This window comes from Candidatus Poriferisocius sp., assembly GCF_965219815.1.
Classification (GTDB): Bacteria; Actinomycetota; Acidimicrobiia; order Acidimicrobiales; family Bin134; genus Poriferisocius.
Genome location: NZ_OZ244791.1, coordinates 2,280,880 through 2,302,998, shown reverse-complemented (window position 1 = coordinate 2,302,998; position 22,119 = coordinate 2,280,880). Strand labels below are relative to the sequence as shown.

At 63.4% G+C, this 22,119-nt stretch carries 24 protein-coding genes; all 24 read right to left on the bottom strand.

Features of this window, described 5'->3' with window-relative positions; genetic code table 11:
• Positions 1 to 30: 30 nt before the first annotated feature.
• The gene (gene nusA / locus ACOQPI_RS11035; protein ID WP_420619693.1) at positions 31 to 1,311 is read right to left on the bottom strand and encodes a transcription termination factor NusA; all 1,281 of its coding nucleotides are present in this window, start codon (positions 1,309 to 1,311) and stop codon (positions 31 to 33) included.
• The gene (gene rimP, locus ACOQPI_RS11030; protein WP_420619692.1) at positions 1,308 to 1,790 is read right to left on the bottom strand and encodes a ribosome maturation factor RimP; all 483 of its coding nucleotides are present in this window, start codon (positions 1,788 to 1,790) and stop codon (positions 1,308 to 1,310) included. The genes nusA and rimP overlap by 4 nt, the downstream gene beginning before the upstream one ends.
• 203 nt (positions 1,791 to 1,993) lie before the next feature.
• Positions 1,994 to 3,406 (bottom strand): proline--tRNA ligase, encoded by a 1,413-nt coding sequence (proS, locus tag ACOQPI_RS11025; RefSeq protein WP_420619691.1) that lies wholly within the window; start codon positions 3,404 to 3,406, stop codon positions 1,994 to 1,996.
• A gap of 2 nt (positions 3,407 to 3,408) precedes the next feature.
• The gene (gene ispG, locus ACOQPI_RS11020; RefSeq protein WP_420619690.1) at positions 3,409 to 4,632 is read right to left on the bottom strand and encodes a flavodoxin-dependent (E)-4-hydroxy-3-methylbut-2-enyl-diphosphate synthase; all 1,224 of its coding nucleotides are present in this window, start codon (positions 4,630 to 4,632) and stop codon (positions 3,409 to 3,411) included.
• 51 nt (positions 4,633 to 4,683) lie between these two features.
• Positions 4,684 to 5,865: a M50 family metallopeptidase gene (locus ACOQPI_RS11015; RefSeq protein ID WP_420619689.1), complete on the bottom strand. Its 1,182-nt coding sequence runs from the start codon at positions 5,863 to 5,865 to the stop codon at positions 4,684 to 4,686.
• A gap of 129 nt (positions 5,866 to 5,994) precedes the next feature.
• On the bottom strand, positions 5,995 to 7,179 hold the full coding sequence (gene dxr, locus ACOQPI_RS11010) for a 1-deoxy-D-xylulose-5-phosphate reductoisomerase (RefSeq protein WP_420619688.1): 1,185 nt from the start codon (positions 7,177 to 7,179) through the stop codon (positions 5,995 to 5,997).
• Between the two features lie 30 nt (positions 7,180 to 7,209).
• Positions 7,210 to 8,490: a phosphatidate cytidylyltransferase gene (locus ACOQPI_RS11005; protein WP_420619687.1), complete on the bottom strand. Its 1,281-nt coding sequence runs from the start codon at positions 8,488 to 8,490 to the stop codon at positions 7,210 to 7,212.
• Positions 8,491 to 8,514: 24 nt separating this feature from the next.
• Positions 8,515 to 9,090, bottom strand: a complete 576-nt coding sequence (gene frr, locus ACOQPI_RS11000; RefSeq protein WP_420619686.1) for a ribosome recycling factor — start codon at positions 9,088 to 9,090, stop codon at positions 8,515 to 8,517.
• An 87-nt stretch (positions 9,091 to 9,177) separates the two neighbouring features.
• Entirely contained in the window at positions 9,178 to 9,918 is a 741-nt protein-coding gene (pyrH, locus tag ACOQPI_RS10995) for a UMP kinase (RefSeq protein ID WP_420619685.1), read from the bottom strand.
• A 9-nt stretch (positions 9,919 to 9,927) separates the two neighbouring features.
• Entirely contained in the window at positions 9,928 to 10,719 is a 792-nt protein-coding gene (tsf, locus tag ACOQPI_RS10990; protein WP_420619684.1) for a translation elongation factor Ts, read from the bottom strand.
• A complete protein-coding gene (gene rpsB / locus ACOQPI_RS10985) occupies positions 10,716 to 11,696 on the bottom strand; it encodes a 30S ribosomal protein S2 (protein WP_420619683.1) in 981 nt (326 codons plus the stop codon). The genes tsf and rpsB overlap by 4 nt, the downstream gene beginning before the upstream one ends.
• A 136-nt stretch (positions 11,697 to 11,832) precedes the next feature.
• Complete coding sequence (locus tag ACOQPI_RS10980) at positions 11,833 to 12,396, bottom strand: peptidoglycan DD-metalloendopeptidase family protein (protein ID WP_420619682.1); 564 nt, start codon at positions 12,394 to 12,396, stop codon at positions 11,833 to 11,835.
• Between the two features lie 64 nt (positions 12,397 to 12,460).
• Positions 12,461 to 13,369 (bottom strand): tyrosine-type recombinase/integrase, encoded by a 909-nt coding sequence (locus tag ACOQPI_RS10975; protein ID WP_420619681.1) that lies wholly within the window; start codon positions 13,367 to 13,369, stop codon positions 12,461 to 12,463.
• 31 nt (positions 13,370 to 13,400) lie between these two features.
• Positions 13,401 to 14,588, bottom strand: coding sequence for a DNA-processing protein DprA (dprA, locus tag ACOQPI_RS10970; RefSeq protein ID WP_420619680.1), 1,188 nt, complete (start codon positions 14,586 to 14,588; stop codon positions 13,401 to 13,403).
• A gap of 25 nt (positions 14,589 to 14,613) precedes the next feature.
• Positions 14,614 to 16,146, bottom strand: a complete 1,533-nt coding sequence (locus tag ACOQPI_RS10965; RefSeq protein WP_420619679.1) for a YifB family Mg chelatase-like AAA ATPase — start codon at positions 16,144 to 16,146, stop codon at positions 14,614 to 14,616.
• Positions 16,147 to 16,281: 135 nt separating this feature from the next.
• The gene (locus tag ACOQPI_RS10960) at positions 16,282 to 16,671 is read right to left on the bottom strand and encodes a c-type cytochrome (protein WP_420619678.1); all 390 of its coding nucleotides are present in this window, start codon (positions 16,669 to 16,671) and stop codon (positions 16,282 to 16,284) included.
• A gap of 116 nt (positions 16,672 to 16,787) precedes the next feature.
• Positions 16,788 to 17,132: a YraN family protein gene (locus ACOQPI_RS10955; RefSeq protein ID WP_420619677.1), complete on the bottom strand. Its 345-nt coding sequence runs from the start codon at positions 17,130 to 17,132 to the stop codon at positions 16,788 to 16,790.
• Positions 17,133 to 17,177: 45 nt separating this feature from the next.
• Entirely contained in the window at positions 17,178 to 17,522 is a 345-nt protein-coding gene (gene rplS / locus ACOQPI_RS10950; RefSeq protein ID WP_420619676.1) for a 50S ribosomal protein L19, read from the bottom strand.
• A gap of 73 nt (positions 17,523 to 17,595) precedes the next feature.
• Entirely contained in the window at positions 17,596 to 18,318 is a 723-nt protein-coding gene (trmD, locus tag ACOQPI_RS10945; RefSeq protein WP_420619675.1) for a tRNA (guanosine(37)-N1)-methyltransferase TrmD, read from the bottom strand.
• A complete protein-coding gene (rimM, locus tag ACOQPI_RS10940; RefSeq protein WP_420619674.1) occupies positions 18,315 to 18,827 on the bottom strand; it encodes a ribosome maturation factor RimM in 513 nt (170 codons plus the stop codon). Before rimM ends, trmD begins: the two co-directional genes overlap by 4 nt.
• Positions 18,793 to 19,143, bottom strand: coding sequence for a KH domain-containing protein (locus ACOQPI_RS10935; protein WP_420619673.1), 351 nt, complete (start codon positions 19,141 to 19,143; stop codon positions 18,793 to 18,795). The genes rimM and ACOQPI_RS10935 overlap by 35 nt, the downstream gene beginning before the upstream one ends.
• Complete coding sequence (gene rpsP / locus ACOQPI_RS10930; protein ID WP_420619672.1) at positions 19,140 to 19,646, bottom strand: 30S ribosomal protein S16; 507 nt, start codon at positions 19,644 to 19,646, stop codon at positions 19,140 to 19,142. Before rpsP ends, ACOQPI_RS10935 begins: the two co-directional genes overlap by 4 nt.
• A 138-nt stretch (positions 19,647 to 19,784) precedes the next feature.
• Entirely contained in the window at positions 19,785 to 21,215 is a 1,431-nt protein-coding gene (gene ffh, locus ACOQPI_RS10925; protein WP_420619671.1) for a signal recognition particle protein, read from the bottom strand.
• A 12-nt stretch (positions 21,216 to 21,227) separates the two neighbouring features.
• Positions 21,228 to 22,115: a signal recognition particle-docking protein FtsY gene (gene ftsY / locus ACOQPI_RS10920; protein ID WP_420619670.1), complete on the bottom strand. Its 888-nt coding sequence runs from the start codon at positions 22,113 to 22,115 to the stop codon at positions 21,228 to 21,230.
• Positions 22,116 to 22,119: the final 4 nt, after the last annotated feature.

Here is a 22,119-nt window from a genome sequence, read left to right as displayed (position 1 = left end):
GATTTCGAAGTCAATCCGAAGCGCTGGCTACTACCCCGGGGGAGGACCGCCCTCCGCAGCGTCCCCCACCTCCTCAACGGGAACGTTTTCACTTCCTTCGGCAGCCCTCTTCTCAGAAGTGGCGCCGTCGGTGCCCTCTGCGGCCCATTCCTCAGAAGGGGCGCCGTCGGTGCCCTCTGCGGCCCATTCCTCAGAAGGGGCGCCGTCGGTGCCCTCTGCGGCCCATTCCTCAGCTGACAGCGCTGGTCCTCCCTCTGCTGGCCGCCATACCTGCTCACCGGTTGCCTCGTCCACCACCCATTCTCCCTCAGCCCAATCCATGTCCTCATAGGCAGCTTCTTGGGCGAGCTGGGTCTCGCTTTTGATGTCGATCCGCCATCCGGTCAGCCGAGCAGAGAGCCGGGCATTCTGGCCTTCTTTTCCGATGGCCAGGGAGAGCTGATAGTCGGGCACCACCACCTCGGCCACCCCGGACTCCTCGTCGACGGTGACTTCCTTGATCTTGGCCGGTGACAGCGCCTTGGCCACGAAGTCGGCCGGATCATCGGCAAAGGGAACGATGTCGATTTTCTCCCCCCGCAGCTCGTTGACCACCATGCGAACCCGGGCCCCCCGGGCCCCCACACAGGCCCCTACCGGATCTACGTTGGTGTCGTTGGACGACACCGCAATCTTGGTGCGATGACCCGGCTCCCGAGCACACGCCCTGATCTCCACTACCCCATCGGCGATCTCGGGCACTTCCAGCTCAAACAGCCGCTTGATCAGCCCAGGATGGGTGCGGCTGACCACGATTTGCGGGCCCTTGGCCGTCTTCCGGACTTCCACGATGTAGGCCTTGAGGCGGCTGTTGGCGTCGGGGCGCTCAAAGGGCACCTGCTCGGCCTGGGGCAAGAGGGCCTCCACTCGGCCCAAGTCCAACAATGTGTAGCGGGCATCATTCTGCTGAATGATCCCGGTGACGATGTCGCCTTCCCGACCAGCGTATTCCTCGTATTTGAGCTCCCTCTCCACCTCGCGAATCCGCTGCATCATGACCTGCTTGGCCGTCTGCGCGGCGATACGGCCGAAACCATCGGGAGTCACGTCAAATGGCTCCCCAACGGGCTCGCCGTCCTCATCCAGCTTTTGCGCGAATACCTGGATGTCGGCCGTCTCGGGGTTGATGGTTACCCAGGCATATTCCTCGCTGTCGGGCATCCGCTTGTAGGCCGATTCAAGGGCATCGGCCAGGGCCGCCAACAGGGCCTCCACCGAAATCCCCTTGTCTGCGGCCAGGGCTTGGAGGGCTTCAAGCATGTCAGGATTCATCGGCTGCTCTTCTCCTTGATCTGCTTCTTTGGCATTGGACCCCATTCAAAGACGGTCCTGGCCTTGGCGATGTCGTTGAATGACACGCGTTGAGGAACTCCATCCTTTTCAATGGTAATTCCGTCATCGTCGTATTCCATCAGCGAACCTTGAATCCGACGATTCCCTTCGACATGGGGGCCGAGCTTCACGCTTATGGTCTCGCCCACTGCCCGGGCATAGTGCTCGGGACAGCGCAGCGGACGCTCCAAACCGGGGCTGGTGAGCTCCAGGGTGTACCGACCGGGAACAAGATCGTTGTCATCCAACAGGCGAGAGGCGACCTTGGAGGCGTCGGCCACCTCGTCCAAGCTCACTCCTCCGGGTTTGTCCACGATGATGCGCAGAACCCCGCCTCCATAGGTGAGGTCGTAGATCTCCAAACCCCGCCCATGGAAGAGGGGCGCGAGCAGGTCGCGCACGCTGTCGGCTACTGGCATCTCGCCCCTTTCCTGACTGGTGGTTTGCTACCGGTCCCCAAAGTCAGAAGGCGTGGGCCCCAGCCCACGCCTCACTCGACTGAAGAGATCGACGATTCATCGGCAATCTTACCCTGTGAAACCGCCCATGTCGCCGCTCAGCGGTGTGTCGTCGGGCCTTTTTCAGCAGCTCCGGCCGCAGACAGCCACAAGATCGGTCTCTCTCAGTAGCTGCGGCCGCAGACAGCCACAAGATCACTCTCGTCGCCGCTTTGGGGAAGGGATCCGTCAGGGAGCTGCAAGCACCTTACGGTAACCGCGTCTTCGGCCAAGGCCGCTTCGCCCTCGGGGCCGAGTTCAGCCCACGGAATCCGGGCGAATCCCGTGGCCGCCGCCTCTTGCACCTCCGCCACGGTGGCCGCATCGACTACCCGAGAGTCCCGCCACGCCATGGCATCGTTGAAAATCTGCTGCTGGATGTCGTCAAGCAGCGACTCCACTTGCTTGGGCGCCGCGGAGAGACCGACCGTCTGCTTGTCGCCGCCAATCCGAGACACCAGCGTTGCCTGACCGTTTTCCAGATCCCGGGGTCCGATCTCCACCCGTACGGGTACCCCTTTCAACTCCCAGTCGGTGGCTCTTCGGCCAAACCCCGTACCCGTCCGGTCGTCAACCTTCGCCCGTATCCCGGCAGCAGCCAAAGATCCAGCCAATTGGTGGCAAGCGTCCACAACTCCTTCGGCATCGCGAACTGCAACGACAACGGCTTGAATAGGCGCCAACCGGGGAGGGACAACGAGCCCTTGGTCGTCACCGTGGGCCATGATCAGCCCGCCAACCATCCGAGACGACACCCCCCAGGAGGTCTGCCACACGTGAGCCTGACTCCCTTCGGCATCCAGATAGGTGATGTCGAACATGGTGGCGAAGCTCTGGCCCAGTTCATGGGATGTTCCCATCTGAAGGGCCTTGCCGTCTCGCATCATCCCCTCGAGGCACATGGAGTTGATGGCCCCGGGGAACCGCTCCGCCTCGGTCTTGTACCCGATGAGCACCGGGATGGCCAGCACCGACTCCATGAAGTCTCGATACACCTCGTGGAGGATCATGGCCGCGTAGTCACGGGCTTCCTGGCGGGTGGCGTGAGCGGTGTGGCCTTCCTGCCATAAGAACTCCGTGGTTCGCAGGAATATCCGGGGGCGCATCTCCCAGCGGACCACATTGGCCCACTGGTTGATCAGCAGGGGCAGGTCGCGATGGCTCTGTATCCATTTGGAGAAGTAGGCATTGATGATGGTCTCACTGGTGGGTCGCACCACCACCGGCTCGGCCAGCTCTCGGCCTCCGCCTTGGGTAACCACTGCCAATTCGGGACTGAAGCCCTCCACGTGGTCGGACTCCCGATTCAGGTAGCTCTCAGGGATGAACAGCGGGAAGTAGGCGTTGTCGGCCCCGGCGCTCTTGATGCGCTGATCCACCTCGGCCTGCATCCGCTCCCACAGGGCATAGCCATAGGGTCGGATCACCATGGTTCCCCGCACGGGCCCGTTGTCGGCCAGTTCCGCCTTGTTGAGAATGTCCTGGTACCAGCGGGGGAAGTCTTCCTGCTGGGATGTGAGCACCCCTTTTTTGGCCATCCTCACGCTCTCCTGCGGATCAGATCGATCTTTTCGCCGGCCTGATTGGCGTCGTCGCCCTGCTCGGCCAGCAGGCGACTCCGGTCCCGCTCCGCTTCACGGGCCGCGGCCACCGTGTCGGCCCTTTCCAGCGCGGCCTCAGGCCCGTGCTCGTGGATCAACTCGGCCCACTCCACGAGCGCCGACACCATTTCCTCCTCGGCCACCACGGCCACGTTGCGGCCCTTGACGAACAGGTGGCCCCGTTTGTTGCCCGCCGCGATTCCGATATCAGCGTCACGGGCCTCGCCAGGACCATTGACCACGCAGCCCATGACCGCCACCTGAAGGGGAATCTCCCGGTCGCCGAACGCCTCCATGGCCTGCTCCGCCACGGCGTACACGTCGATCTCCGCCCGACCGCAGCTCGGACAGGCGATGAGGTCCACGTTCTTGCGCTCTCGCAGTCCCATGGATTCGAGAAGCTGGCGACCGGCTTTCGCCTCTTGTACCGGGTCGGCGGTGAGGCTGTACCGGATGGTGTCGCCGATTCCCTCGGCCAAGAGGGTGCCAATGCCGACGGTGGACTTGATCAACCCCACCGGGGGCGGCCCTGCTTCGGTCACCCCCAAGTGCAAGGGGTGATCGGTGACCTCGGCCAGCTGTCGGTAAGACTCGATCATGAGGGGCACGCTGGAGGCCTTGACCGAGATCTTGACGTCTTCGAAGTCCACATCGGCGAAGTAGTCGAGTTCCATCTGGGCTGACTCCACCATGGCCTCCGGGGTCACCCGGTCGCCGTACTTTCGGTAGAGATCAGGGTGCAGCGACCCCCCGTTCACTCCGATGCGGATGGGAACCCCGCGGTCCCGGCACTCTGAGGCCACCGTTCGAATGTGCTCGGGTTTGCGGATGTTCCCGGGGTTCAGCCTCAGGCATTGAACGCCGGCGTCCAATGCGGCCAGCGCCATGCGGTACTGGTGGTGAATGTCGGCCACGATGGGCACCGGAGACCGGGGCACAATCTGGGCCAGCCCCTCGGCGGCCTCGATCTCATTGCAAGTGCAGCGCACGATGTCGGCGCCGGCCGCGGCCAAGGCATAAATCTGCTGGAGGGTGCCCTCCACATCGGCGGTGCGGGTGGTGGTCATGGACTGGACAGTGATGGGCGCGCCACCGCCGACGGCTACATCCCCCACATGGATCCGACGGGTCGGACGCCGCTCGAAAGCTGCCTCGACTTCCACAGCCTTAGCTTGGCACGCCCGGCGGGCGGCATTGGTATTCGCCCGCGGCCATCAGCTGGGGATCTCAATCGGATCGGTGATGTCCAAGTACAGCGCTCCCAAGCCCACGAACACCAAAACGAACAGCACGGCATACGCCAAGGGCACCATCTTGCCCACGTCGGCGGTGTAGCGGCGACCTCGCCAAGAACGCAGACGCTCATAGGTGGCGATCACCACATGGCCACCATCAAAGGGAAGGAGCGGAAACATGTTGAACACCCCGATGAAGATGTTCAAGACCGCGAGGAACCAAAGCAGGCTTGTGTAGTCGTTGTCCGTGAAAATCGAACCGACTCTCACTGCGCCCACAATTGACATAATCCGGCCTTGGTCGTCTGAGGCCTCCGATGCGAGTGTCCCGCTTTGGGCTGGGCCGACAGTTACCTGCGGGGGCTGGCCGGTCAACTCCCGGTAGAAGTCGCCGAGACCGCTGGGAGAGAAGAACCTGCCGATGCTCAGCACAGACTCCTTGGTCAAAAACCCAAACGTGTCCACCGTCTCAGGAACAGCCTCGAGATACCCCATCCCTACGGCCCGAGATGTTCGAGGGGCGATGCCGACGTAGCCTCGGTCTTCGTAATAGGGATGGGTTCCCAGTTCAAAGGAAAAGGACAGCAGGTCATCACCCCGCTGAATCCCCAGACTCACAGCCGACCCCGGGCCGGGTAAAACCGTCACCAGCTCTTCGAACGAGGCTATTGGATTTCCGTCTACCGCCACGATCCGGTCGCCAGCCCGTAGACCAGCTTGTTCGGCTGGCGTATCGGTTGCCACCGACCTCACCGACCAATCAGAGGGCGGAAGCTCCTCCACCTTCCCACGAACAACCAGGAAGGAGAAGAGCAGAACAAGGGCCAAGAGGAAATGCATGGTCGATCCGGCCACCGCCACCGACAAGCGCCGCCAGAACGGCTTGCTGCGATAGGTGCGGTGCTCGTCGGCAGGAGGCACCTCCTCCAAGTTGTTCATGCCGATGATCCGCACATAGGCGCCGGCGGGAATGGCTTTGAGGCCGTACACCGTCTCCCCCCGGCGAAACGACCAAAGCCGGGGCCCGAACCCCAAGAAAAACTCTGTGACCTTCATGCCTGCGGCCCGGGCAGCGACAAAGTGGCCCATCTCGTGCAGGAAGATCATCGCGATGACGGCCAGCACCACGACCAAGACGGGTACCCCCCAAAATACCGTCATTGCCGTAAGCAACCCCGCGACCAGCGCCAAGCCTCCCCACTCATCGCGGATCGACTCCCAGCCAAATCTTTCTTGCTGATCCGGAGGCTGGATTCCCTGATTCGGGTCAAGTTGATGGAAGGGCATCGCTTAGCCCTGGCGAACCACTGCTTGCTCGGCCGCGGCTCGGGCTTTGCCGTCGATCTCCATGACCGCCTCCAGGGAGTCGGCCTCAGTGCCGTCGTGGTCGCCTAAGACCGTCTCCAAAACCTCGGGGATTGCCGCCCATCGTATCCGCTGATCGAGAAAAGCCTGCACGGCCACCTCGTTGGCCGCATTCAGCAGTGCAGGGGCGGTCTCCCCCATGCGCCCGGCGGCGTAGGCCAGATCCAGGCAGGGAAATGCCTCGGTATCAGGGGGCTCGAAGTCCAGCCGGCGCAGCTCGGCCCAATCGATGCGGCCAAACGGGGTGGCGATGCGGTCGGGGTAGGCGATGGCATAGCCGATGCACAACCGCATATCGGGCAGCGAGAGCTGGGCGATGGTAGCGCCATCGGTGTACTCCACCATCGAGTGGACCACCGACTGAGGATGGACGACGACCTCGATGCGGTCGTAGCCCAATCCGAATAACTCGTTGGCTTCGATCACCTCCAAGCCCTTGTTCATCAGCGTAGAGGAGTCCACCGTGATCTTGGGCCCCATGCTCCATGTGGGATGGGCCAATGCGTGCTCCACCGTCACATCGGCCAACTCACTGCGACTGCGACCCCTGAAAGGTCCGCCGCTGGCGGTGAGCACGATGCGGTGCACGCGTTTCATTCCCGTTTCAGAGGCCATTCCCGTGTCGGAGGTGAACACATCGTTGGCCCGTAAGCACTGGTGGACAGCGCAGTGCTCGCTGTCCACCGGAAGCAGTTCGGCGCCCGGAGTCTGTCGGGCCCTCTGGACAACTGGGCCGGCGGCAATCAGCGACTCCTTGTTGGCCAGAGCCAAGCGCCGGCCCGCCTCGAGGGCGGCCAGGGTCACCGGCAGACCGGCGAATCCGACAACCCCATTCACCACCACCTCTCCCATCGCGGCCGCTTCGGCCAAGGCAGAAGCACCGCTCGCCACGGAAGTCCCCGGCAGCGCCTCTTGAACCTCAGGCACCCGTTCGAAGTCGCCCACCACCACCAATCGGGGTTGAAACTCCTGGGCTTGGGCCACCAACTGGTCGACGGAGCGGCCGGCACCCAATGCCACCACGTCCCAGGCGCCGGGCTCGGCCCGCACCACATCCAGCGTCTGGACTCCGATCGAGCCGGTGGAACCAAGCAGAGACAGAGAGGTCATGAGCGAATCGCGTCGGTATCGCCCGGTGGCTCAGATCACATCCAGCATCAGGGCGGTGAAGTAGGTGGCCGGCAGCACAAAGAGGAGAGCGTCGATCCGGTCCAACATCCCTCCGTGGCCGGGCAGCAGCGAGCCCATGTCCTTGATGCCGAGATCTCGCTTGATGGCCGACTCCATGAGATCGGCCAGCGGCGCCACCACGGCCACCACGATTCCCAGGATCACCCCGTCGGAACGCGACCCCGCACCATCTCCGAAAGGACCGATCTCCAGGATGGAGATGAACACCAACGCGGCAGCGATGGTGAGGATGGTGCCGCCGATCAGACCTTCCACCGTCTTGTTGGGACTGGCCTTCGACAGCGGAGTGCGGCCTGCGGCCCGCCCAACCGCGTATGCGCCCACATCGTGGGCCACGGTCAAAATCAGTGCGCTCAGCACCAGTTCGGCGCCGTCGGGCATGTCCAGCAGGAGTCCGCCGAAGGCCCCGGTCACCCCGATGTAGGTAATTCCCAGTAGGGTTACCCCTAGGTTGGCCAGGATCCGGTTGCCGCCCACTCCGCCCAGGTACCACAGCCCCGAGCCGAACAGGGCGAATACCAACACCAGCACGATGCCGTCGGTACCTCGCCAATAGGCAGCCAGCGGCATGGCCGCCACTGCGGCAAACCCCACCAGCGCCGGAGGTTGATAGCCCGCATGGCGCATGGTGGTGAACCACTCCGCGGCGGCAATCAGGAGCGCAATGACAAGGATCGCGAGCGTGACCTTCTCGCCTAAGGCAATGGCGCCCAAGACGATTCCGCCCAGCATCAGACCAACCACGAGAGCGGTCATGGTGTTGCCGTTTCGAGAAGATGTCCGGCCATCACCCATTGCCGGAGACGGGGGCATCAACGGAGAGTCCCGGGTCTCGACCATCCCCGAGGCAATCGGAGACTCAGAAACATCCAAGGACAAGACCTCGTCTACCCGGTCTACCGAGGGGAACTCCACTGCCTCAGTGGGCACTGGGTCTTCGAAAACGCTCGCCTCCTCCGGAGCGTGGCTGACGTCTTCTGGACCGGACAGGTCGGCAAAGGAGTCCTCCGCCGCATCGTCGCGCCAGCGGGGAGCAGCATCGGTGAGACTGTCCCAATCCTTCTCCGGCTCTGATTCCGCATCGGCGGGCTCATCCCAGCGAGGCAGATCAGCGTCATCTTCTTCTTCGTCGAAGAGAGATGTCAGATCATCCAAGAAGCCGGCCTGCTCGTCGTCGGGCGGCTCTCCAGACGGGTCGTTGGGTTTTTGGAAAGGATTGTCTTCGGCCACTGCCCCTCCAGTTATTCAGACAGTTTAGATTTCCAGCAGCTCTTGTTCTTTGACGCTCAAGGCATCATTGATGAGCTGCTCATGGTCGTGGGTTAGCTGGTCAAGGTCTTTCTCGGCCCGAGCCGCAATGTCCTCGGAAACGTCGCCGGCTTTGCTGAGTTGATCAACCTCATGGCGCCCGCTGCGGCGGGTGTTGCGAATCGCCACCCGACCCTCTTCTGCCATCTGTTTGACCAGCCGTACCAGCTCGCGGCGACGCTCCTCGGTTAGCGGTGGGAATGTCAGTCGCACCACGTTGCCGTCATTGCTGGGGTTGAGCCCAAGATCAGCTTGGATGATGGCCCGCTCAATTGCGGCAATCGAGCCTTTGTCGAATGGGGAGATCACCAGAAGCTGCGCCTCGGGAACACTGAAACTGGCAAGCTGCTGGAGCGGCACTTCAGTGCCGTAGTAGTCCACGAGAAACCTCTCAAACAGTGCCGGAGATGCCCGCCCGGTCCGGACGGAGGCGAACTGCTGTCGGGTGTGGTGCACCGCAGAGTCCATTCGCCCCCCGGCCTCCTCTAGCACCAAGTCGGTCAGCTCATTGCCGGTGGTCATCCCACTCGCATCCTTCAACGACTACGGCCGCGCGGCAGGAAGACATCAGAGCCGGTCGTCATGACTTCGAGGTTGTCGGATAACCCCTCACGACACCAGAGTACCTATCGGCTGGCCGTCGAGTATGGCGCGTACGTTTCCCGGCTTCATGAGGTCGAAGACGACGATGGGCAATTTGTTGTCCATGCACAACGACACGGCGGTGCTGTCCATGGCCCTCAGACCCTGGGACAGCACATCCAAGTACTGAACCTCATCGAGCTTTTCGGCATCTGGGTCGATCCGGGGATCGGCGGTATAGACCCCATCGGTGCCACTATGAGTTCCCTTCAACAACACACCGGCCTCAATCTCCACCGCCCGAAGAGCAGCCGCGGTGTCGGTTGTGAAGAATGGGTTGCCTGTCCCGGCCGCAAAGATCACTACCCGGCCCTTCTCCAAGTGGCGAATGGCCCTGCGGCGGATATACGGCTCGGCCACTTGGGCCATACCGATGGCCGTCTGTACCCGAGTGGGCTGATTGAGTCGCTCAAGCGTGTCCTGGAGGGCAAGGGCGTTGATAACCGTGGCCAACATCCCCATGTAGTCGGCTTGAGCCCGGTCCATGCCCGCGCCCGCCCCGGTCATACCCCGCCAGATGTTTCCCCCTCCGACCACGACCGCCACGTCCACATCGAATTCAGCCCTGACTTTGACGATTTCGTCGGCGATTTGCGCAGCGATCTCGCCATCAATGCCATATCCGGCCTCACCGGCAAATGCCTCGCCGGAGAGCTTCAGAACAATCCGGTCCCACCGGCCTGATCGCTTGGCGCCGTCGGTGGTCATCGTGCAGCGCTAACTGCCGATGGACGCCAACTCGAAACGGACAATCTCACCGTCTCCCAAACGAGATTCTACGGTCTCCTTCTCTCCAAACATGCCCTGTTCCAGTAGGACGCGCTCGGCAAACCATGCCCGCAAGCGGCCGCTGACGATCTTTTCCCAAGCTTGCTCGGGCTTGCCCTCAGCTTTGGTCATCTCGGTGAGCGCGATCCGCTCCCGCTCCACTTCGTCGGGGTCAACGTCGTCGCGATGCAGCACCGAGGGCTTGGCAAAGGCAATGTGAAGAGCCACCTCGTGGGCCAGGTCTTGGCTCATGGCGCGGGCCTCTACCACCACAGCGCTGGTCCCTCTGCCGTCTTGAGTGTGGAGGTAGGTGTCCAGAATGTTGCCATCGGCAGCTTCGACCTTGACAACCTTGCCCAACCGGACGTTCTCCTTCTTGGCTAGACTGAGATCTTCGAGTGCGGCTTGGCGAGTCTCCACCGATTCTTCGCCCGAGGCCAGTACCAACTGAGCCAGCTCGTCGGCCAGGGCGGTGAAGTCATCGGCCTTGGCCGAGAAGTCGGTCTCACAGCGAAGTTCGACAATGGCCGCGGCATTGCCGTCCACCGCCAAGGCCACCGTCCCCTGATCGCTGACCCGCTCGGCCCGAGCGGCTGCCTTGGCGATGCCTTTCTCGCGCAGCCATTGGGTGGCGGACTCCATGTCGCCGTCGCTTTCGGTGAGGGCGCGCTTGCAATCCATCATTCCCGCGCCAGTGGCCTCGCGCAGTGCCTTGACGTCTTGGGCGGTAAACAAACTCACGCTTGCTCCTGGAGATCGGTTTGTGCGGCTTCGGCAGTTGGCTCCACGGCCTCGGGGGCAGCCTCTTGGACCTCAGCCCCCGCCGCCTCGGGGGCAGCCTCTTGGACCTCAGCCCCCGCCGCCTCGGGGGCAGCCTCTTGGACCTCAGCCCCCGCCGCCTCGGGGGCAGCCTCTTGGACCTCAGCCTCCGCCGCCTCGGGGGCAGCCTCGGCGGTTGGCTTGTCCTCGACTACTGCCTCGGGCTGAGGAGCATCAGTATCAGGCTGGGTTTTGGCAACGTTGTTTCCCTGGGCGATGAAGCGACCCTCAAGAACGGCGTCGCTGATAATCCGACACATCAGCTCGCCGGAGCGGATGGCGTCGTCATTGCCGGGAATGACGTACTGGATCACATCGGGATCGCAATTGGTGTCCACTACTGCGATCACCGGGAGCTTCAACTTGTTCGCCTCGGCCACGGCGATGTGCTCCTTTTTGGTATCCAGAACGAACACCGCATCGGGGGGCCGGGTCAGATCTCGGATGCCGTTGAGGTTCCGCTCCAATTTCGCCAGTTCCCGGGAAATCAGAAGGGCCTCCTTCTTGGGCATAACGTCTAGTTCGCCCGAGCTGCGCATGCGCTGGAACTCCTTCATCTTGCCCATGCGCTTGGAGATGGTCTCGAAATTGGTCAGGAGACCACCCAGCCACCGCTCGTTCACGTAAGGCATCCCCACACGCTCTGCGTAACTCTGCACGCTGTCTTGGGCCTGCTTCTTGGTGCCCACAAACAGCACTTGACCGCCCCCGGCCACGAGATCGCGTACATAGGTGTAGGCAGCCTCAATGCGGGCAAGCGTCTGTGTCAGGTCGATGATGTAGATGCCGTTGCGCTCACCGAAAATGAAGCGCTGCATCTTGGGATTCCAACGGCGAGTCTGGTGTCCGAAGTGGACTCCGGCATCCAGCAGTTGGCGCATCGTCACGACTGGCGCCATGGCTTTTCTCCTCTCCCAGCGGTTCAGCGAAACCCGGGGTCAGCACCAATTGGCGACCGTGGGATGCCCCGGGCGGTAATTTCTTCGGCCGGGAACTGCTTCCAGGCCGGGGTACACGATAGCCGAGCCACAAGACTTATCCATAAGCAGGAAGCCGACTTCGACCGCGGGGCTCAAGGTGCGGCACCAGCCGCACCCTTCCGGCGGTCAACACCAACGCCGGGTCGAGATAGCGGTCTCCGTGTCGGATGCTGAAAAAGAACCGCTCAGAGGTGGTGCCCAGCTGCTGGCCGAGCGCCACCCACTCGCCCTCTTCGACGGCAATCCAACCCAGGTACCCGTAGGAGGTGCGTAGCCCGTCGCGGTGCAGCACGGTCACAAACCGGTTGTGAACCACCGATCCGGCGAACACCACCTCCCCCTCCGCCGACGCCCGAACCGGCAATCCAGGCTCGGGGTCGTATTCCAAGCCCCTGTTGCCCGGTGCCCCCACATGCGCCGGAGGTCGGAACGGATCGATCACCTCTGCATCCACCGGAGACCGATACACCAAGGAGTGCTCCACCACCTCCTGGCTCTGAACAACAGATTCCTGAGCAACGTGCGGTGGGCTCTGAGCGACTGGTGGGCCGGGTTGCAGCGTCAGCCAGGCCGATACCGCGGCAGCCGCCAACCCGCCGATGCGCATTCCCAGCACCATGACATCCCCTCGATCTTCTGAAGTCGGGGGGAGGCGAGCTCAGGCTATCGGCAAACAGCGGCAGTCAGGCTCTCGGGTGGCTGTCCTCCACTACTCTGCGGAGCCGGTCCCGGCTGACATGAGTGTAGATCTGAGTAGATCCCAGATCCGAGTGACCCAATAGTTCCTGCACTTGCCGGAGGTCGGCCCCCCCGTCAAGGAGGTGGGTGGCGAAGGTGTGGCGCAGAGCATGGGGGTTGGTCTGCGTGCTGGCTGCCCGATTAACCAGCCGGCGCACCCCTTGGGTGTTCAGCGGTCGCCCAGACAGGTTCACGAACACGGCATCACCGGCTGTGGAGGGATCAGCCATTTCCCTCCGGCCTTTGGCCAGCCACTCCTCCAGAGCGAGGGCCGCCGGCTCGCTCAGCGGCACGATCCGCTGCTTCGATCCCTTGCCGTTCACGGTGAGGCGCTGACGATCCAAATCGACGTCGCCCACTCGGATAGCGCACACCTCGCTGACCCGGAGGCCGCTCCCATAGAGCAGTTCCAAGACCGCGACATCGCGTTGGCGCCGAGCGCTGCTGTCGTCGGCCAATGCTGCTCGTGGCTTGTCCAACAAGGCACCCAATTCCTCAGAGCGAAGCACCCGCGGCAGATATCGCTCTTGAGATGGTGTCATCGCACCGATCGTGGGGTCGGCGGCCACCCGGCCAGTGCGTTCCGCCCAGCGGAAATAGCGGCGTAGGGCACTGGCTTTTCGGGCCACCGTTTTCCGGGCGTAGCCCTCCGTGCTCAGGTAGGCCAGATACCTGCGGATCATGCGGAGGTCGACACTTTCAGGACCTGTTTCCCCCCCAGCAGCCGTGCTGGAGCTGACTTCGGTGTTTGCCAGCCAATTGGAGAACGCGGCGACTTCACGGCGGTACATCGCCGCGGTGTCTTCGTTGACCGAAGCGGTCGACGCGGCAAAGGCGTCCAGATCCCACCCCATCAACTCTCAAGACTACGGGTTCTTTGCCATCTCACCGAGGAATGCCCACCCGCTCAATCCAACGTCCTGAGACTGCTATCCAACCTGCCGCCCGCAACTCCTCCACCGCTCCGGCCACTTGCACCATGGGCAAAGCGGTCCGGCTCTTGATCTGCTCGGCATCCGCGGGCTGCCAGCCCAGTGCATCCAGCACCTGCCGGCCGATGGGGCCGGGTTCGGGGCGAGAATCCAAGCGGGCTGTCTCGGCACCCGACAACCCCAAGGCCAGCAGAACATCGTCGGCGTCGCGGCAAGGAGCGCAGCCGTCGGCCAACAGCTCTAGACATCCGCCTGATGCGGAACTGCGAACCGGTCCGGGAACGGCCAAGACAGCCCGATCCCGGGCTGCGGCTTCGGCCACCGTGTGCATAGCTCCTCCAGAGGCATGGGACTCCACCACCACAACCACATCGGCGAGGGCGGCAATGATGCGATTGCGAGCCGGAAACCGCCATCGTTCGGGCGGCGCTCCCACTGGCGCCTCCCCCAACAGCACACCCTGCTCGGCCACCGCCCGCCACAGGGCTCGGTTGCGCTCGGGATATACCCTGTCGAGACCGTTTCCCACCACCGCGATGGGCGGAGCAGCTTTGGCCTCCAGAACGCCGGCATGGGCGGCGGCATCGATGCCCAAGGCCAAACCGGAGACGACGCCCACACCGGCTGAGGCCAAGTCTCGGCCCAATTCAAACGCCACATCGCTGCCATAGCGGGTACATCGGCGAGTGCCGACGATGGCCACGCGGGGACCGTCAACCACCTGGGGATCGCCAGTGTGGAACACGACCGCGGGCGGGTCTATGTCACAAGACAATGCAGACGGATATCCGGGAGTGCCCAAGGCAGCCACTCCCACGCCGTGCTTTCGGTGTTGTGCCCACAACTGGGCCACATCGAGACCAGCGGCGGTGCGGTGCCACTGCTCGTACAGTTCCCGTTTGCCGGCCACCCGCAACAGCTCAGGAGGTGGCGATCCCAGCAGTCGGGCCCACACCTCAGCCGGGCTTCCCGCAGACAGCAGCGCCCGCAGTCGGGCCGGACCCACTGCGGGCAGAGAGGCCAAGGCCACAAGCCATGCCTCTACCGGCAACTCTCCGGCACCTTCGGCAATGTCCTCTGCGGCGAAGTCCTCTGCGGCCAGGTGCCCACTGGTGGGCATCGGCGAGTCTCCAGGGGTCACCGACCCAATGCTCGACAAGGCTCGGTCACCGGGCATTGGCAAGACTCCAGGGATCGTGGGCCACGGTGACCGGTTCGGTGCGCATGAACAACGCCTGCGCCACGATGCCCCCAGTGAGGGGGGGTGCCTGCCCAGCCAAGTCGGCCATAGTCAGGGCGACCCGCCGGACCCGCTGGAACCCTCGAGCGGTGAGACGGCCATCTGCGATGGCGTGGCTGAACAGGCTTTTGGCCTCTGGGTCGAGCGGAGCGAACTCTTCCAAGGCGTCGTCGGGCAATTCGCTGTTGGACGCCACCCCGCGGTCGCGCGCAACCGCTCGGACCCGGTCCACCCTGGCCCTCACCTCGGCCGAAGACTCCCCTGGCGGCGCGTCGAACAGGTCGCTGACCTCCGGCCGGCCGACATGGATTCTCAGGTCGAAGCGGTCCAGCAACGGCCCGCTCAACCGCCGGGCATAGCGCAATCGGGCCAGGGGCGTACACCGGCACATGCCGGGCTGTCCCAGTTCCCCGCACGGGCACGGGTTCATCGCCCCCACCAGTAGGAATCGAGCGGGAAACGACGCCACCGCCGCGGCGCGGTTGACTCGGATGACCCCTTCTTCGAGAGGCTGGCGCAGCGCATCCAGGGCCTGGGGACCGAACTCTCCCATCTCGTCCAAGAACAGCACGCCGCCATGGGCGCAGCTGATGGCACCGGGGCGAAGCATCCTGCTCCCGCCCCCTACCAAGGCGATCATCGAAGCAGAGTGATGGGGCGCTTGCCAGGGAGCTCGCCGTATCAGCCCCGAGGAGGGCAGGTTCAATCCGACGGCCGAGTGCACCATGGTGGCTTCGATGGCAGTGGCCTCGTCTAACGGCGGCAGAAGTCCGGGAAGCCGCCGGGCCAACATCGTCTTGCCTGCGCCCGGAGGACCGATCATCAACAGGTGATGTCCGCCCGCCGCGGCCACTTCCAAGCCCAAGCGCGCCATGTGCTGACCTCTCACGTCAGCCAGGTCCGCGATTTCATCCAGCGGATTCGCCGACCCCGGCTCGGGTGGATCAGGCCATGCTTCTTCTCCTCGGATTGCCGAGATGAGCTCGCTAAGGGTGGCCGGCGCCCGGATTACCGGACCTTTGGCCAAGGCAGCCTCTGCGGCGCTCTCGGGAGCGACTACCACTTCGGCAGCATTCAAACAGCGAACTTGGGGCAGTACCCCGGGTACCGCTCGAAGCCGGCCATCGAGCCCCAGTTCGGCCAGGAAGGCCGTGTCGGCCAAGCTTTCAGCGGAAAGCTGTTCATCGGCCACCAGCACCCCCATGGCGATGGCCAGATCAAGCCCAGGACCTTCTTTGCGGATCCCCGAAGGGGCCAAGTTGACGGTTATCCGCCCCGGTGGCCAATTGACCCCGCTGGAGAGCAGGGCAGCTCGAACCCGATCACGAGCCTCCCGACAAGCGGCATCGGGCAGGCCCACCACGGTGAACGTCGGGAGGCCCATTGAGACATGGACCTCCACCGAAACCGGATGTCCGGTGATTCCGGCGAGGACAGAGGCGGGAATGGTGGCAAGCACATTCGGTGCTTTCTCGAGGACGATTCCTCGTGCCGGGAAGGTGGCCCGAAGCGCTGGCCACACGCGCTCCCACGACCATACCGGCTTTGGGTGACAACTGCTCCCTCTCGACAGCGGCGAGGGGTCGAAAACCTCTCAGAGGACTTCGTTGATGTAGCGGAGCACCGCGTGGATCTCGCCAGCAGTCAAGAGCCCGCCGAAGGCGGGCATGCGATCGCGGCCCTCCGACACCACTGCGACCGCGTCGCCAGGGTCGGGATACGCCTGCAACAGCCGGCCTCCGCTCAACCGCGGACCATTGCGAGTGCCACCCCCAGAGGCGCCATGACATGACGAGCAGCGATCGCTGTACACCGAACGGCCCTCAACCAAGACAGGGTCGGGAGTTCCATCTGGCCCCGCCTCTACTTCAGGTGAAGTGCCCGACGCGCAGCCCGCGGCAATGACAATGCACAGCGATAGTGCAGCCAACCGGAAACCACGAACTTCCCTGTCTTCCACCCTGGGGACGATACTGAGGGCCATGGGCTTCGACCCCACACGAAAGCAGCGACGCACCCGGTTCGACTACTGGTATGTGGCCGTCGGCCTGTTGGTTTGCATCGGGCTGATTTTGTGGGCCGTGCTGGGATGAGGCTGGATTAGAACGCCCCTTCGATCACCCGCAGCTCGCGGCCCATTACTTCGGCAACGTCGAATCGAAGCTGCACCGGTCCCGAGCGCTCCTGCTCGGACAACCACTGGACAGCCAACCGGCGTATCCGCCGCTGCTTCTGCCATCCGACAGCCTCGGCGGGAGAGCCGAAGGCCAGCGACGACCGGGTCTTGACCTCGCACACGGCAACAATCGGCCCCCGCCTCACGATCACATCCAACTCTCCGTGCCGACACCGCCAGTTGCGCTCGAGAACCTCGAACCCATGGCGGCGATACCATCGAGCCACGCGGTCTTCGCCCCAGCGACCCAGCGCCTGTCGGTATGCCATGCCCCAACGCTAGGAGGCAGGTGTGACAGTTGGATCGAAGGGATGCTAGAAGCGCTTCTCCTTGACCCGGGCGGCCCGGCCGATGCGATCGCGCAGGTAGTAGAGCTTGGCCCGGCGCACATCGCCCCGGGTGCCGATCTCGATCTTGGCGATGATGGGTGAGTGAACGGGGAATGTGCGCTCCACTCCCACGCCGAAGCTCACCTTTCGAACGGTGAAGGTCTCCCGGATTCCGCTGCCCTGTCGCCGGATGACCACTCCCTCGAATATCTGGACCCGCTCGCGGTTGCCCTCCACCACCCGGACATGCACTTTGACTGTGTCGCCGGAACTGAATTCGGGAATGTCGGAGCGTCTTGTGTCGCGATCGACGATGTCGGTGGGATTCATGGCACGCCTCTTGTGAGTACTTCAGCGCCCATCTCAAGCTTTGGGGCGCAAGAAAAAATCATACCCGCCTTGATCAAGCGAGGCCGAACTCTTCCAAAAGCTCCTGCTCCGCGTCGGTCAAACCACCACGGGCATCAATCAGGTCTGGCCGCATTGCCACCGTTCGGGCCAGAGACTGCGCTTTCCGCCAGCGGTCCACACGACCGTGATCTCCCGACCGCAGCACTTCGGGCACCGTCCAGCCCCGAAACTCAGCAGGCCGGGTGTAGTGGGGGTACTCCAACAGACCATCGCTGAACGACTCGTCAGCGGCCGACATCTCGTTGCCCAGAACGCCGGGAATCAGCCGGCCCACTGCCTCGATGACCGCCATCGCCCCAACCTCGCCGCCGGCCAGCACGAAGTCTCCCAAGGACAGCTCCCCGTCCACAAGGTGGTCCCGAACTCTCTGGTCTACCCCCTCATAGCGACCACATAGCAGCGAGAAACCGCCCCCAGAGACCAGCTCCTGGGCGACGACCTGGTCAAACTGCCGTCCAGCAGGCCCCAGAAGGAACAAAGGTCTAGGCGGGCTGGCCTGCTCTACCGAGTTGAACAGGGGCTCCGGCATCATCACCATCCCCGCACCGCCGCCGAAGGGGGAATCGTCAACCGAGCGGTGGGGATCGCCCGCGCCCGCTCTGAGGTCATGAACACGCACTTCAAGCCGGCCCTGACCCACCGCCCTCCCGATCACTCCGTAGCCCAAGAACACCTCGAACATTGACGGGAAGATGGTGAAAACGTCGACTCTCATGTCTCATCGAACAAACCGTCTGGCCCATCCACAATCAATCGATCTCCCGTTTGCTCCAGCAAGAAGGTGAGGGGTACCAAAGCACCGGACTCCAAAACCAGCAGGTCGCTGGCCGGGTTGGCTTGCACTGCTTCAACCCGGCCTCGCTCTGTACCGTCGGTTTCGCACACTGTCAGGCCAATCAGCTCATGGACCCACAGCTCATCGGGATCGGATATGGGCTCCGCCTTCAGCAGTAGGCCTCGCAAGGTCTCAGCGGTACTCCGGTCGCTGATCTCGGAGAACTGCACAATCCAGCGCTGCTGGAAGGGCCGGGCCTCTGCCACGGTGAGCTCACCGGAGTCAGCGCAGAGCACGGCCCCGACTTCCAATCGCTCAAGGCGGTTGGTCCACAACGTGACCACGACCTCTCCCCGGATTCCATGAGCCCGGTCGACGCGGCCGATCTCCAGCAGAAGGGGCGCCTCAGGTTGATCAGTCGACGAACTCGACGTCGATGGAACTGCCATCTTTACTGGCCGCGGCCCGCACGATGGTTCGAATGGAGTTGGCCACCCGGCCTCTGCGGCCGATGACCCGGCCCATGTCCCCCTCGGCCACCGTGACCTCCAACGAGACCGAACCCTGTCGTTCGACTACTTCCACTTCAACATCGTCGGGGTTCTCCACCACCGACTTGACCAGGAATTCCAGAACGGTTCGAGCAGTGGGGACTTCGATGGTGTTGATGTCGCCATCGTCATCGAAATCGTCATCCTCGTAATCGTCGCGGAAGTCGTCGTCCTCGTAGTCCTGGTCTTCGGCACCAAAGTCGGTGTCGCTCACAATTCACCGTCCTCGGCTTTTTCGTCGTCCTGTTCAGAGTCTTCGGCTGATTCGGCCTCCGATGCAGTGTCATCTGCATCCACCGATTCGGTCTCAGAATCCTCAGCTGCCTCAACTGGCTCGACCTCTGATGCAGCCTCAGCGGGCTCGGCTTCAGCGGGCTCGGCTTCAGCGGGTGCAGCTTCAGAATCCTCCGCCGATGCGGCCTTCGTCACTGTCGTGGGAACAACCTTCGCCGGTCCGGCTTCACCGGTGAACTCTTCCCACGCGCCGGAGATGACCAGCAGCTTCTGCACTCGCTCGCTGGGTTGAGCGCCATGGCGAAGCCAGTGCAATGCCCGCTCATTGTCGATCTCAACCAAGGACGGCTCTTGGCGGGGGTTATAGGTGCCCACAATCTCGATAAATCGCCCATTGCGGGCTTTGCGGGAATCGGCGGCCACCACACGGTACGTGGGCTGCTTCTTCTTGCCCATCCGCATCAGCCGGAGTCTTACTGCCACAAGTCGGTCAGCCCTTCTGTCTTCCTGGGTCCATTGGGCGTCCTGAGCCCGATCGTCCCGTCATCAGTGCCAGTGCAAGCACGAACCGGCGCCGACCGCCGGAATGGGAAAACTCTACCCGCCGAAAATCTCTATGGGCTACCTCAGGGAGGAGAGATCGAATTCCCCGTCTTCCAAGCCCGGTAAGGTCAACTTGGACTTGCCCGTCTTCTTCTGCTGGCCGCCCGGAGGCGTCACGCGACTCCCCTTTCGGCCCTTCTTGGGCTTATTTCGGCCCGAACCGGGGCCTTTGTTCCCCATCCGCTTCATCATCCGCTGCACCTCGCTGAACTGCCGCAAGAGCTGGGAGACCTCCGAGGGGCGGGTACCTGAACCAGCGGCGATCCTCTGACGGCGTGAACCGTCGATCATCCGGGGCGCGGCCCGCTCCTCAGGGGTCATCGAGCAGATGATGGCTTCAACTTGGGCGATTCGATCATCCTCGATCTCGGCTTTGCGCAATTCCTGGGGCGCACCGGGAAGCATCCCCACCAGATTCTGGAGCGAGCCCATTTTCTTGAGCTGGCGCATCTGCTCCAAGAAGTCCTCCAGGGTGAACTCTCCCTCCAGCAGTTTGGCGGCAGCCGTCTCGGCTTCGGCCTCCTCATATACCTGTTGGGCCTTCTCGACCAGGGTGAGCACATCGCCCATGCCGAGAATCCGGCTGGCCACCCGGTCGGGATGGAACAGCTCGAACTCGTCGATCTTCTCGCCAGTGGAGGAGAAGGCGATGGGCCGGCCGACTACTTCCTTCACCGACAGCGCCGCACCGCCGCGAGCGTCGCCGTCCACTTTGGTGAGGATCACCCCGTCGAGCTCAAGAGCAGCGTGGAACGACTCGGCAGTAGCCACCGCGTCCTGGCCGGTCATGGCGTCGACCACGAGGAAGGTGTAGTGAGGATCGATGGCGTCGGATATCCGCCCGATCTGGTCCATCATCTCGTCATCGATGGCCAGTCGACCGGCGGTGTCGCAGATCACCACGTCCCGGCTGGAAGCCACGGCCTCAGCCACACCTTGCCGGGCCACAGCAATCGGATCGGAGGGCTCGCTGTACACCGGAACCTCGATGGAAGCGCCCAGGGTGCGGAGCTGCTCAACCGCGGCAGGCCGCTGCAAGTCGGCCCCCACCAACATGGGGTTGCGGCCCTGCTGTTTGAACCAGGAGGCCAGTTTGGCCGCGTTGGTGGTCTTGCCCGAACCCTGAAGTCCGGCCAACAGCACCACCGTGGGGGGTTTGGCCGGATGGGAGATCTCCAGCGTCTCACCACCCAAGGCAGCGATCAGCTCCTCATGGACGAACTTGATCACCTGCTGAACCGGGTTGAGGGCCTTGTGAACCTCGGCCCCCACGCACCGCTCGCGGACCCGGTCTTGGAAGCCGCGGACCACATGGAGGTTGACATCGGCGTCCAACAGAGCCAAGCGGATCTCGCGCAGCACCTCGTCGACATCACTCTCCCGCAGGGTCCCCAGACCCCGCATGCGCTTGAATATGCCCTCGAACCGGTTGCTCAGCGTGTCGAACATGGGCTGCCCAGACTAGGAGAACAGGGCCTCGACAAACTCGTCGGCGTCGAATTCCACCAAATCGTCGATTCCCTCCCCCAGACCGACCAGCTTCACCGGGATCTCCAATTCGTCTTGAACCGCCAAAACGATGCCGCCCTTGGCCGACCCGTCGAGCTTCGTGAGCACAACGCCGGTCAGCTCAGCCGACTCGGTGAAGCGGCGAGCCTGGGCTAGACCGTTCTGACCGGTGCTGGCGTCGATCACCAACAGCACCTCGGTAACCGTTCCCGGCCCCTTGCCGGCCACTCGGTAGATCTTGGACAGTTCCTCCATCAAGTTGGTGCGGGTGTGGAGACGGCCAGCTGTATCGGCCAGAACCAGCGGCACTCCGGCCGCCGAGGCGTGTTCGATGGCGTCAAAGATAACCGAGCTGGGATCAGCCCCCTCCGCTCCCCTCACCAGTTGAGCACCCGACCGGTCGGCCCACAGGCCCAGCTGCTCGGCGGCCGCCGCTCGGAACGTGTCGCCGGCGGCAAGCACCGCGCTGCGACCGCTTTGTGCCTCTCGAGCTGCCAACTTGCCGATGGTTGTGGTCTTGCCCACTCCGTTCACTCCCACAAACAACCACACCGCGGGGCTGCCATCGGTGCCCAACTCGAGATCATGGCCCCCCAAGCTCTCGGCCATCTGGGCCTTGAGCAGGGCCACGAGCTCCTCAGGATCGGTGATCTTCTCGGCTTTGGCCTGCTCTTTCAGCCGATCCAGCAGTGCAGTGGTGGTGCCAACACCGGTGTCGGCCAGGATCAACGCGTCCTCCAACTCCTCCCAAGTGTCGTCGTCTATCCCTCGGGAGACCACCGAAGTCAAGAATCCCGAAAACGTCCCCCGAGCGGTGGTCAACCGATCCCGAAGTCCCACCCGT